Annotated in this window: 11 protein-coding genes and 1 pseudogene; 7 read left to right on the plus strand and 5 right to left on the minus strand. The window is 44.8% G+C overall.

Annotation, left to right across the window (positions count from 1 at the left end):
• Positions 1 to 15 precede the first annotated feature (15 nt).
• Positions 16 to 1,833, minus strand: a complete 1,818-nt coding sequence (locus PAG01S_RS22520) for a hypothetical protein (RefSeq protein WP_212685917.1) — start codon at positions 1,831 to 1,833, stop codon at positions 16 to 18.
• A gap of 452 nt (positions 1,834 to 2,285) precedes the next feature.
• On the opposite strand from PAG01S_RS22520, the gene PAG01S_RS16335 reads away from it, so the two are divergent.
• Positions 2,286 to 2,984, plus strand: a complete 699-nt coding sequence (locus PAG01S_RS16335; protein ID WP_140417636.1) for a hypothetical protein — start codon at positions 2,286 to 2,288, stop codon at positions 2,982 to 2,984.
• 940 nt (positions 2,985 to 3,924) lie between these two features.
• On the opposite strand, the gene PAG01S_RS16340 is transcribed toward PAG01S_RS16335, so the two are convergent.
• Positions 3,925 to 4,197, minus strand: coding sequence for a hypothetical protein (locus tag PAG01S_RS16340; RefSeq protein WP_062759404.1), 273 nt, complete (start codon positions 4,195 to 4,197; stop codon positions 3,925 to 3,927).
• A complete protein-coding gene (locus PAG01S_RS16345) occupies positions 4,194 to 5,240 on the minus strand; it encodes a hypothetical protein (RefSeq protein ID WP_062759405.1) in 1,047 nt (348 codons plus the stop codon). The genes PAG01S_RS16340 and PAG01S_RS16345 overlap by 4 nt, the downstream gene beginning before the upstream one ends.
• Before the next feature lie 276 nt (positions 5,241 to 5,516).
• On the opposite strand from PAG01S_RS16345, the gene PAG01S_RS21870 reads away from it, so the two are divergent.
• The 3 genes and pseudogenes from PAG01S_RS21870 to PAG01S_RS16355 all read left to right on the plus strand — a co-directional run bounded on the left by PAG01S_RS21870 (position 5,517) and on the right by PAG01S_RS16355 (position 8,204).
• Positions 5,517 to 6,044: a DUF2778 domain-containing protein gene (locus PAG01S_RS21870; protein ID WP_073970690.1), complete on the plus strand. Its 528-nt coding sequence runs from the start codon at positions 5,517 to 5,519 to the stop codon at positions 6,042 to 6,044.
• A 528-nt stretch (positions 6,045 to 6,572) separates the two neighbouring features.
• Positions 6,573 to 6,971 (plus strand): annotated as a pseudogene (locus PAG01S_RS22815) (DUF8093 domain-containing protein).
• A gap of 594 nt (positions 6,972 to 7,565) precedes the next feature.
• Positions 7,566 to 8,204: an acyl-homoserine-lactone synthase gene (locus PAG01S_RS16355; protein WP_062759407.1), complete on the plus strand. Its 639-nt coding sequence runs from the start codon at positions 7,566 to 7,568 to the stop codon at positions 8,202 to 8,204.
• Positions 8,205 to 8,218: 14 nt separating this feature from the next.
• On the opposite strand, the gene PAG01S_RS16360 is transcribed toward PAG01S_RS16355, so the two are convergent.
• Positions 8,219 to 8,911 (minus strand): helix-turn-helix transcriptional regulator, encoded by a 693-nt coding sequence (locus tag PAG01S_RS16360; RefSeq protein ID WP_062759408.1) that lies wholly within the window; start codon positions 8,909 to 8,911, stop codon positions 8,219 to 8,221.
• 754 nt (positions 8,912 to 9,665) lie between these two features.
• Here PAG01S_RS16360 and PAG01S_RS16365 point away from each other — a divergent pair.
• The 3 genes from PAG01S_RS16365 to PAG01S_RS16375 all read left to right on the plus strand — a co-directional run bounded on the left by PAG01S_RS16365 (position 9,666) and on the right by PAG01S_RS16375 (position 11,374).
• Positions 9,666 to 10,022 carry a putative T6SS immunity periplasmic lipoprotein gene (locus PAG01S_RS16365; RefSeq protein ID WP_062759409.1) on the plus strand — a complete coding sequence of 119 codons (357 nt, stop codon included), beginning with the start codon at positions 9,666 to 9,668 and terminating at the stop codon, positions 10,020 to 10,022.
• Between the two features lie 129 nt (positions 10,023 to 10,151).
• Positions 10,152 to 10,577: a hypothetical protein gene (locus PAG01S_RS16370; protein WP_062759410.1), complete on the plus strand. Its 426-nt coding sequence runs from the start codon at positions 10,152 to 10,154 to the stop codon at positions 10,575 to 10,577.
• A 59-nt stretch (positions 10,578 to 10,636) separates the two neighbouring features.
• Complete coding sequence (locus PAG01S_RS16375) at positions 10,637 to 11,374, plus strand: CDP-diacylglycerol pyrophosphatase (protein WP_062759420.1); 738 nt, start codon at positions 10,637 to 10,639, stop codon at positions 11,372 to 11,374.
• A gap of 24 nt (positions 11,375 to 11,398) precedes the next feature.
• Here the strand turns inward: PAG01S_RS16375 and PAG01S_RS16380 are convergent.
• The coding region (locus PAG01S_RS16380) for a class II fructose-bisphosphate aldolase (protein WP_174532010.1) at positions 11,399 to 11,714 on the minus strand (316 nt) is incomplete at its 5' end.

Consider the following 11,714-nt stretch of genomic DNA (forward strand, 5'->3'; position numbering starts at 1 on the left):
TTTAATCCCACTGAATTATTCCTGGCATATTACGCACCCGAATGCTCCTACTTCAGTACAGGCAGCGAAAAAGGATGATAGCAACCAATATAGCTGGACGAAATATGGATTGGCAGTATGGCCCGCTTCAATGTCCTTGAATATTTGCTCAACAGCGGCCTTGCTCAGTGATGAAGTCACGATGGCCACCCGTTTGGAGGTGTGAGGCGCATTCCTGCAAAACTCCACAGCGGCCTTTGACTCAGCAGCTGTGCCACGGCATGTCCGATGAATGCCAGTCCTTACTTTGTTGTTGGTGTAAAATCGCTCCCAACGTGCAAATTTTTTACCCATGGCTGGGGCGGGCAATGTGAGGTTGCCTAGGTTCTTGATAGCTTGGCTTACTGATACATGAAATGCTCCAGCACCAAGAGTCAGCTCACCGTGCTTTGCATGATAGAAGGTGACTCTTGGTGAAGCAGGATCCGTTCTAAACCCAACGAAATCCGCCCATTCATCACCAAGATCATCGCAGACTATGACATCGTCTTCGTGGGCGATCGTCGACAGTACAGCACCAAATGTAGAGTCTGGATCGAACGTACGATGGGCTGCAGTAAAGGTACCTTTTTCATCTGTGACAGTTGCTAACTCTGCATTACCGAAAAGATAGCCCAAGAACTGTGTGCCACCGTTGACCAATGAGTCGTCTTGGTAAAGGCTGCCGTCTAGATAGGCAAATTTCGGCTGGTCAAATAAGACGATAAACGTGTCCTGTTTGTCGATAAACTGCCTAAGCGGGGTGCAGTTATCGTCTGCACCAAGTGCAAATTGAGTATCCTCTACGTATACATCGACGAGCAAAGGCAGTGTAAGGCGTTTCAAAGCTATACGCGTTTTATTGATCGCGATCTCACCTACCTCTACACCTGTTCCCTGCTGGGAAACCATGTGTTTGCCTGTATCGTTTTTAGCGACGTACAAGATATCTGTTAGCTCCATGAGTATCAAATCGACTTCAGCCTTTGGCAGCTCACGATAGCCCCCACCGTCAGGTTTGACCAAGCGGATGATTTTGTCATCAAAGATGGCCTGTCTGAGAATAGCGGTATCAACAGCAAATTGGGTAGGGCTGGCCGTCAGATCTGATAGCTCCATCGGCCGCGCGAATGCTGCCAGGAAAGGGGAAGAGGATGGTCTTCCAGGACGAGGGTGTAAACGATCAATGATTTGGCAGGCATAATCAACTAAATCCAAATAGCCCGAGCGATCCGCGCGAAGCGAGATCCGCCCGGTTCGCGGTGTCGTTGAAAAGTGTTCGTCCTCTTCAGTAAAGCTGTAACCCTGCGGGGCAAATCGAGCCGAGGACGCCATACCTACATTGTTCTGGAGGTTCTCGCCTTCGAGCGTCTTGCTGCGCAATGCAAAGCGGGATAGATTCATATGCCTCAGTCGGACACGGGCAAATACCGAGTCTTTACTTGTCAGTCCCCGGTCGATATCTTGGGCGCTTATACGCTGCAAGTGCCGCCTGGAGAAATAAGCAGGGATATCGATCTGGGATTTGAAAATGGCAATATAATCGCGATGCTCGACGATCAGAAAATATCCGGTTACCCGGTCGATCACACTTTGAGTGCCAGGCAGAAAAGCCGGTGCCTTGTCAAACTGAAAGCATAAAGCAGACCAAATTGACGCCCCGTGGGGCTGCCGAATAAAAGAGAAAAGATTGTTGGAAGGGGAAGTTTGCGCCTTTCTAATAGCCCGGAACAATGCCGTGATCGCAGCTGTCGTGATTGAAGATTTTTGGCGATAGAAATAGCAAGATTTGCTGGCTTGAAGTTCATCGATCATGTTCGATTCCCTACGAAGATGGGCGAAGCGAAAGTACTTCAGCCTGAAATGCTAACCCAGCGCTCTCATTATTGTCTAGATGATTTTTTTCGGGTAATAGTGGCTATTGTGAAGGACCGTTTAGTGCCAATTGCGGACTTTGATGTACGCTGGTATATATATGTTTATTAATGAGGTGTCATCAATGTCTAGTAGCTCACATAAGAAAATATTGTTTATTTTATAACTAGATTATTGATGAAAAAATATCTTGTAATATTCAATTTTTTGGACAGATTATAAAATATGAACAACGTATTGTAGCATTTATTGACATTCTGGGTTTTAAGTCATTACTTAATGACACTCTTGATAAAAATGGAAATGATAAAGAAGAAAAATTGATTCGGTAATATCGGCATATAATGCAATTGGAGAAATTTAGGACTTAGGTTCTGTGTCTCAATACTTAGATGTTAAGATTGCTGAAACAAAAAATATCAATATTTTCGGACTGTTTAGTTGTTTCTTTTGCCATCGAACAGCCAGGAGGGGTCTTTTCTACTCTACTTGAAATTAAGATGTTGATTATGAGACTAATATCTAGAAAAATTCTATGTAGAGGAGCGATTTCAATAGGGAAATTTATTCATACAGATGATTATTTATTTGGTCCTGCATTAGTAGAGGCTTACACGCTAGAGTCAAAAGCGGCAATGTATCCAAGGGTTATACTAGATCATTCAGTTATCGAAGCCGGGGCTCAGAATAGAAATCAAGATCATGACTTTACTGAAGAGAAAGAATACGTGCAGTCTTTGCTTGAACAAGATTCTGATGGGATGTTTTATATTGATTATTTCTTCAAAGCCCAAAATGAACTAGATGACCCTGAGTATGATTTTCCTGATTACATTGAAAATCTAGCAGATGTTATTAGAAAAGGTTTAATGGGATCTAGTCATCATAGCAAAGCCGATATAAGAGTTAAATATTCTTGGATGAGAGAGCGATTTAACAAAATGATAGACATAGTAACCAGTAAAGAAAATCTCATAAGACTAAATAATTCCGGTGAGCAGGAACTCGCTGATTTTTACAGTAATCTTAAGAAGATTAGCACTAATAAATACACTAATTTATTTAATTCAAAAAATTCAAAACATAAGTAATTTTATATTGAAAATATAATTCTAATTTTCGAACTGGTGTTATGTGGTATAACGCCAGTTAAGATTTTTATACGAAGCGGACTGTATGGCAGCATAAGGCTGTCCGCCTCATACCAGAAGCTGTCAATGCAAGTTTTGCGATGTATCGATCAACAAGTGAAGGTTAGGAGAAATGATTGTAACCAGAGAAAGCATGAAACAATGGATCATTGAGTGCCTTCAGGAACGTGGTGGTAGTGCTTGGCCACGTGAAGTTTCAAAGTACGTATGGGACAGCTACGAGGCTGAGCTTAGGGATTCTGGCGATATGTTGTATACGTGGCAATATGACATTCGTTGGGCCGCTCAACAATTGAGAAACGAAGGTACTCTAAAACCAGTAAATAGACGCAGAGATTTGCCATGGGAACTAGCATAGCAAAGCAAGGGTTAGCGTTTATTTCGCAGCCAAATCTGACTTTGTTCTGAGTGGATGGGAATTGATATCTCTGAAGAAAACGTTCCTGCCTGCCTGAATCTTGCTTTGATAGCCATATTAGTGTTCTACTGATATGGCTTTACACCCACTAATGTTGTCTGTTTTTTGTACGGATTTTAACTTGTGGGTACAAGTGCGGGTATAACCATTTATTCCTGATTTTAAACAACATTGGTATCAGTCTTTTAGGTGTGAAATTCGATTCCGGCCTTCCATCAAGTATGTAAATTAAAGTCACTTAAGAGCGGCTTTTTTTGTGTCTGGGATCTATGCTTCCAAAGCCTGAATCAACCTGCCTCAATCCCCATCAGGTAATGGATGCAGGCAGATCTTGGGGTCCATCCCGTTTCGATAAGGTTTTAACTGCACATGGCCCGGAAAAATATTCATCATAGCCCTGGCTATGTGAAGGCCCGTATAGCAAAGTCTGAGTGTCTCATACCCATGATAATTAGCCACAAATCATGGGATATCGGATGGATTTATAGCCTTGCCGATTTGTCCCAATAACTGGTGTCCTCGCTCAGATACGCGATACCTTGGCTTTGATGAGTTTTCGTTATAAACAGTATCTACCATTCCATCGTTCATCAGGTTGGTTACTATCGTCGCAACATTGCTAAATCCGGGAATACCCCTTGTAGCAAGGGTGCGGTCCAGTATCATCCATGTCCAGTCTATGTCTTTTTCTGCCATAACTTTTAAGACATTAAGTTCAGTATTAGTCATCTTCATTTCAGTGCATCCGGGTGGAATAAATCACCGTCTTTGAGTTTAAAATCTTCCAGCGTTGCCGTATGGGTATTATTCCACATATCATAACCTGCAACACCGTCCGGTTCACCCGTTTCCCATCCCAGGTTACAGTAACGCTGATATTCCCGACATTCATGAGTGTAGTAGTTTAAATCCACCTTCTCAGGGAACATCTCTCCTTTTACGATGCTTTTCAGCCTGCCTATCATTACGTCATTTGCAGGGTCGTGATCGAATCGAGATATATGTTTTTCAACGGTTGCTATCCCTTCATGGGTTATATTAACGCCATCGGTTGTCAGATTTTCAATCGGCCCTCCGGCTAGTTCCGGGTCAAACTCTCTTCCTGAGGCGGCCCCTCGGGCACCAAAGTGCTCAAGTGCTTCTATCTCAGGAAATCGCATTCTTCCCATTGTTAGCCCGGCAGCAACAGATGCACCGGTGATAAGTAACCCCTTATTATCCATGACCTGTTCGTAACCCGCTGGTGCATCCCCGCCGAGTTGCTCTGCGGTCTTCCTGAATCCCTCAATATTGCCGTTGTAAACACCCCCAGCGGCCAGAAGCCGACCCGCTGCTTTACTGTTGATGGTTTTTGCAGCCTGAGCATGTTGAATGGGTGCTGATGGAAGAACGCAGTACACCGGACGTTTTAGTTGATGTGTGATGAGGTAGCTAAGCCGGGAGTGGAGAAACAAAGGCAGGTCATTTCGGAGGTTGCCAGAGGATGTTTGCACCCCCGTAATGACATGACCAATTGCGTCATTTCCCAGTAAAACAACCTTCCCGGATCGAATGTCATCCAGCACGTCCCGGTATGCCATCCAGGGCTGCTGAAAGTGGAACTGACGATATCGGCTGACAAAAAGACCATAATTGCCCGGTAAATCCCACTCCCGGATGATTCTATTTGGCCGAGCGGTCTCCTCAAGGTAACGCGCTGCCATATCCGGGTGGATGATGTCGGGAAAGTCACCAAGGTAGATATCATCCACTGATTTTGCCTGATAGTGATGAAGCATAATGTCCCTATTAGCGCTACCATTGCACACAGCTTACAAAACGACCGATGTTGAGTGAGGTTTAAGACTATCCCTTCATTTAAGAAAAGTGAAGTGTCTGGCGATATCCAGGCGACTAATCAAAAGGTATTTTGGGATTACATGTAAATTATTGTCTGGCACCTCTGACAGAGAGGTCATAGAGGAAAAAATACCAATCATAACGCTTTAAAGGTAATGAGATTTGACATTCAAGTTGAAGCATCTATTTAGTGATAAAAGTAGAAGGAGCCAGACATGGCATTAAAAGGAATTTTCACTGTCAATGATGCAGATTACTCACCTTTACTCATGTATGGGATAGGGACGTTTATGGCGTACTCTGGTAACAGGGAATATCGCAATCGTGCAGGATGCATTGCAGTTCCAGACAACGGGCCAATACCTGATGGTTTATATCACATCGTTAAGCGCCCAACCGGTGGCTGGAAAGGTATAATCCGAACTGACTTGCATGATTTCTACTCATGGCCTACTTCAACGCCAGTTATCAAGTATGAATGGTTTGCTTTGTATCGTGATGATGGAAGGATAGATGACCATATGTGGGTTAATAATGTAGAGCGAGGGAATTTCAGACTACATCCTCGCGGGCCTCTTGGTGTATCTTTAGGTTGTATCACTTTGCAACACAGAACTGATTTCATCGCTATTCGGCAAGCATTACTCTCTACTTCACAAGTGAAATTACGTAATGGACTAATGTCTTTTGGCACAATTGAGGTGGTTTTAAATGGAAGCAAAACGTGTCCCAGCGGAGTTTAGAATCCTTATCGCAGTATCTTTGTTTGTAATGACGTTCCTTCTGGTAAGACCGTCAGATCCATCGACACAAGGAGAGCAGCAGTTTTGGACAGAGTTAGCAAAGCTATTTAATCAACGCGATATTGAGGGTTTCGTGGGGATTGCGCTATTAGTGATATGTACAATGGTAACACTCATTGGTTATCAGATTATAGTCAGAGCGATTGAGAGGAAAAGTAACATTAAGAAATGATTTTTATAAGGTGTGAGTTAATTCTGGCAGAAGTTAAAAAATTGTTTATAAATTGAATGATGTAAATTCGCTCACATTGTGCATTAAATTATTATGATATGTACGGCTAACTCTTAGGTTTTCTTGCCCAAAAATACTTGCATGCGCAATTGATTGAGTTGCATTGTAACCTGCTCACCGTTTTCTGGTGTATCCACCACCGGGACATCGGATTTTCGTTGCCTGATTGTTTAATTCACTTTCCTGCAGTCCGATTATCCCTCTGGAAATGAAAGAGACAACACAGGGATGCTTATATGGGATTGAGCCTGCCAGAAAACCGTCTTATTTGCCTGTCGGGGAATAATCTTTCGCCGGAATCGTTTGAACGTATCATCAGTCCTTTTGCTGCATGGCGCCACGCCGGACAGGACTACCAGTTTGATGATCGCTGACATCACCAGCGCTATAACGTCAATATCAAACCACAATCCAGCTATCCCCTTGCCGGAACGCTATCCAGACACGGAGAGCGGTCAAAGGAACAACTAAAAGCCTTGATAGAGTGTGGTGATGTGGTATGCCTGAATGATGTGTCTGTTCTGTCCGCCGGGCTGTTTTACATTAACGACAACGGTAAGTTAATTTGCGGCGATGAAAATGCCTTCAGATTCGGTGGAGCGAAAACACTATCGGTGCATTTAATCCTGCAGTGAGTAAGCGCGATCACCGACGCTCTGACGGAAAACCTGCGCCAACTTCATTAAGGCAGCTCAGCGTGGGAGGCGGGAGACAGCAAGCCAGAAACCTACGGAACGCTTAACATCAAAAACGTCGGCCGGTTACTCGCTGCTGGCGGTATCTGTAAGATAATAGTGAGGGGTTTCGTATAACGGCTGAACAGTTTGGCGGCGATGTCTTCAGCAACTGATTAGTGTCAGGCGGGGAAACCCCCGGTTAACCTGTATCACAGATTAGATAATAGTTGCTTTAGTCAATGCAACAGGAATGCTTGCCCCTTAAAATTATAAAGGGCAATAATTAAACTATAGTTAATTGATGTTTTTCGTATTTTAATATAATTATCGTTTGAGCACTTATTGCACTCTGTACCCGGTACCTGAAATATCAGATAATCGCGGGTGGGTTTTCCCTGGTGTTGACTTGGTCTTTGACCTCCTGACCGCTAAGCATGGTGAGTGCCAGGTGGTCAGGTACTTTTTTAAGTATAGGGTCTGCGCAGGTGTAATAAAAGCTGTCTTAAAAGACAGGGGTAATGGTTCCCATGTGTGATTATCAGGAATGAATGAATGAATTCTGCTATTGAGTTTTTTTTGCATGATTACGATGCATTTCCGCCGGAATTATCAACCGAACTCTACCGGCTCAGAAGAAAAACATTTCGTGAGAGGCTCGACTGGAAAGTCGAATGCATTGACGGCATGGAAAAGGATCAATTTGACAACGAAAATACGACTTACCTGCTGGGCATGCATAACGGGAAGTTGCTATGTGGTGCACGGTTTATAGATTCGACGCAGCCGACGATGATGAGCGAAATTTTTCATGAATATTTCGAGGGTATAAGTGGTCTCCCCACAGATATCCCCTGTTGTGAGATTAGCCGGCTGTTTTTAGATAAAGATAGACGTGACTCTGCAGGCCTGCATGGCTTGCCCGCCAGTAAAGTGTTATTCCTTGCAATGATTTTTTATTGCATGAAGAGAAACTATCGGGGGATGTACGCTGTGGCAAGTCGCGGCATGTATGCAATATTTCGCCATGCGAACTGGAAAATAGAAGTTATTCAGAAAGGCCTTTCTGAAAAAGGGGAAGTTATCTACTACATTTTCATGCCTGCCAGCATGAGCATCGTGGAAGATATTATCACCAGGGACAAAGCCAGTGGCTGGCTTCGTGAGATGTCCCGGCATTTACGCCATCTTTAACCAGTAACGCTGGCTCAGTTGTCCAGCAGCCGGAGCTCCGTTCCAAGTTTTACCGCATGTGTGGCGTTATTCACTCCGAGCTTTTTCATGACGTTGCCCATATGAAATTTTACGGTGCGTTCCGCAATAGATAAAATGACCGCAACTTCGGCGTATGTTTTCCCGGCGCCGACCCACTTAAGTATCTGCCGCTCACGCGGTGACAAAAAAACGTTCTTTTTCTGATTGTGTTGACTGTATAAGTTAAGCGTCTTCTGATGCAAATTAATAAGAAAGCTAACTATTTTTGAACGATTTTTTTCCATGTCAATACCAGAATCTTTCTGACTAATAATGGATAGCAAAGCCAGGTTGTTCAGGTAGTCATGCAGAGGGAATGTCTGTCCCTGGAAAATATTATATTGAAAGCTTTCATTAAAAATTCGCGTGAGATTGTAGCCGCCTGACAGAATGACGTTGTTTTCCCAAAAAAAATCTTCAACACAACGTAAACTCTGAATAATGACAGGATCAATAAACTGATATTTTCTTTCAAGGTATATATCGAACCACTCAGGGTTGTTATTAATAATACGCATCTGTGAAGGGTCTTTCTTGTTCATAATGGCATAGGCATAGATAACACCCTTGTAATCCTCAAAGAATGCATTCAGTTCATTCTGGATTAACAAATTGATTCTTGTATCGTTGTAGTATGTATCCTTCACGTCAGTATCTACCTCCGGGATGAGTGGATAAACCAGTATAATCCGCTTCGTTAGCTGTTGCTAATCGTATTTTAAACCAGCTAACAGACAGTGCAAATGACATCTGCCAGCAATATCCTGAATATTTTTGCTTTACAAAACGGATGTAAAGATCAGCTTACAGGACTACAGATGAATTATCGGGATTCACAAAAATCTGCGGGGACAGCAGGAACATTCGAATAATGATTCGCGATTTTAAGTTATTGCTGACTGGAGTGAACCGACAGCAGCATTTATCATAACAAAAATCATGCTGGCAGGAGTAATTAAACAGACACCGAGTCAGTACCTGAATGCTGACGGTTTTTAAATCCTGATGCTTATGCTCCCCTTCGGCTCCACGGCGTTACCGGGTCGTCAGTTCTGCTGCGCTAACCCCTGTGGGTTTCGGACATAGGGCCTGATGGCAAACGTTCAGGTCAACCCTGCAGCCGGCTTAACGCCTGCGCTTTCACTGGCCATATAGATGATGACAAGCGAGTGTTAATCAGCAGGAGGCACATCAGGTCGTGTAAGTAGGCCAGTAATCTGATTACTCTCCTGAACAGCAAGCCTCTATTTTAGCTCACTATTGGTTACTACTGGTTTATGGGATTGATAAGTGGTTTTTCTATCAGAGGCCAGGGCGCATGGGGATGTACAGGGGCAATGATATGTTGCAGGATGTCCCCACGCTTTCTCAGAAAATCGTAACAGGGAAGGGGCGTTAATCATGAAAAACATGATGATGCTGGGTGTCGTATTTCTCTTAACGGGATGCCCTGGGCCTGGCGACCGAATGGTGGAGCGCGAATCTACAACGGCATTTATCAAAGACAAGCAAGTTTGTGTGGTGTCGCCACTGGAGCCACAAGAAAGGATTACTGCCATTCAAATCAACAGCGATAAAAGCAACTCCCTTCACAAGGTTTTTGATGACAAACCTGTTTATATTCCAAAAGGTGAGTGCCTTCCTGTGTTTGGATTTAAGTTCACAACTGGAGATCGTTACTATTTCGCCTATGATGTTCAATCTGATAAATCAGCGTCGCATTTAGTCACTGCTGATTTTTCTTATCCAAAAGAATAGGGGCATAACGGCCCTTTGATTCTCATAAACGCACGCATGTCATCAGGCCAGGCTTAACGACTTCACATCTGCGGTAGTTAAGGTAGTTACCAATGATGGGACATCACTCTTATTCATGGGGGCGAGGCAATGAAAAACCTGTTTAAGTGGTCCGCACTTGTGGCTGCCACCGTCCTCATTCTTATTGGCTTGTTTGTCTGGCTTGTTGCATCGGGCTCTGATGAAACGACTGTCTACAAAGAAAATGACTTCTTCAGCTATCACACACTGACAGACAAGGACATTGAAAACGCGCCGCGTATAACGGACAACTACTATTTTGAAGCGCACCCTGGCGACGGTTACTCACCTTCAAATAGCATCGTATTTAAAGGGGCTACAGATACTGCATCGCTGCGCGCTTATCTCGAAAAGCTGGGATACGTGAAGCAAAATCGCAGTCTGGGCGAGAAGGAAATATGGGCAAAGCCTGATCAGTTGGATGGGGATCTGTTCTATCTGTACTTTAATCCCACAACCCATGAGGTTGAGCTGACCAGGGTTCTGAATAATTGAGTCGGCTGAACGGGAAATTGTTGTGGCGATGCCGGTCTCTGCCGCTGGTCATCGCGCTGATGCTGACAGGATGCGCCCGCTCTGACGCGCTGTGGACGGTCACGCATGACCTCTGCATGAATAACTATCACTATCGTCGCGATCCGGCTCCCTGCCAGCAAATCTATCTGCCGCAGGACAGCACACAGGGCTACAGCATCATCCAGAATCCTCGCCACAGGCTGCACTTTATTCTGGTGCCGACGGAGGCGATGTCCGGCATTGAGAGCATTGCGCTGACGCGCCCCGGCCGTCCCGACTATTTCGGCTACGCCTGGTTAATGCGCTATCGTCTGATGGCGGCCTATGGCGCTAAAGTGCCTGAGGATCGGCTCGGCATGGCGCTGAATTCCGCTTATGGCCGCAGCCAGAATCAACTACATATTCATCTGACCTGCCTGCGGGAAGATGTCTATCGCCAGCTTCAGGCCGAGCGCCCCTATATTAATAATGACTGGCGACCCTTGCCCGACCGCTTGCTGAATCACACCTACTATGCCCGTCGCGTTATGCAGCCGACGGCGATGGGGATTTATCCTGTCTCCTCCGTGGCACGCCATTTCCGGCTGTCCCCGCCGCAGCTGGCAGAGTCTGGTGTGGCGCTCATCCCGGCGACGTTTTCGGGAGAGAAAGGGTTTATCCTGCTAACTACCCGGCGCGGCTGGGATAAGGGCAATCGGGCGTCCGTTGAGTCGCTGCTGGATAAACGCTGCGCAATTCTTTCAGCGCCGCCAGCTGATGTTTCAGTCGGGAAGTAACTAAACCTTATCACCCTTAATCCTTCACCGACCCAGCCACTCTGCTGTAATCAAATGCTCTGCCAGCAAGAACCCGACTGACGAGGACGATCGCCCGTCCATCGGTTTCGTAAACATTGAATTAGGTTCGTGTCCGCCCTGTTTCAGTTCCTGCTCCAATGCCACGAAAAATGCCTTCTTCATGTCGCTGAAGATATTGATTTTACCGACGCCATAACGAATTGATTCCGCGACCTCGCTGTTTTTGTTGCCCGAACCGCCATGCAGTACACGTGGAATATTAATTAATAGTAAGCTTGTTACAAGCTTGTCATTTATACATGATTGTTGAGCTATAACT

Origin of the sequence: Pantoea agglomerans NBRC 102470 (assembly GCF_001598475.1) — a bacterium.
Classification (GTDB): domain Bacteria; phylum Pseudomonadota; class Gammaproteobacteria; order Enterobacterales; family Enterobacteriaceae; genus Pantoea; species Pantoea agglomerans.

Excerpts from the sequence above, each read along its gene's own strand:
- PAG01S_RS22520 (WP_212685917.1), bottom strand. The coding sequence starts at position 1,833 with ATGATCGATGAACTTCAAGCCAGCAAATCTTGCTATTTCTATCGCCAA.
- PAG01S_RS16335 (WP_140417636.1), top strand. The coding sequence starts at position 2,286 with ATGTTAAGATTGCTGAAACAAAAAATATCAATATTTTCGGACTGTTTA.
- PAG01S_RS16340 (WP_062759404.1), bottom strand. The coding sequence starts at position 4,197 with ATGAAGATGACTAATACTGAACTTAATGTCTTAAAAGTTATGGCAGAA.
- PAG01S_RS16345 (WP_062759405.1), bottom strand. The coding sequence starts at position 5,240 with ATGCTTCATCACTATCAGGCAAAATCAGTGGATGATATCTACCTTGGT.
- PAG01S_RS21870 (WP_073970690.1), top strand. The coding sequence starts at position 5,517 with ATGGCATTAAAAGGAATTTTCACTGTCAATGATGCAGATTACTCACCT.
- PAG01S_RS16355 (WP_062759407.1), top strand. The coding sequence starts at position 7,566 with ATGAATTCTGCTATTGAGTTTTTTTTGCATGATTACGATGCATTTCCG.
- PAG01S_RS16365 (WP_062759409.1), top strand. The coding sequence starts at position 9,666 with ATGAAAAACATGATGATGCTGGGTGTCGTATTTCTCTTAACGGGATGC.
- PAG01S_RS16370 (WP_062759410.1), top strand. The coding sequence starts at position 10,152 with ATGAAAAACCTGTTTAAGTGGTCCGCACTTGTGGCTGCCACCGTCCTC.
- PAG01S_RS16375 (WP_062759420.1), top strand. The coding sequence starts at position 10,637 with ATGCTGACAGGATGCGCCCGCTCTGACGCGCTGTGGACGGTCACGCAT.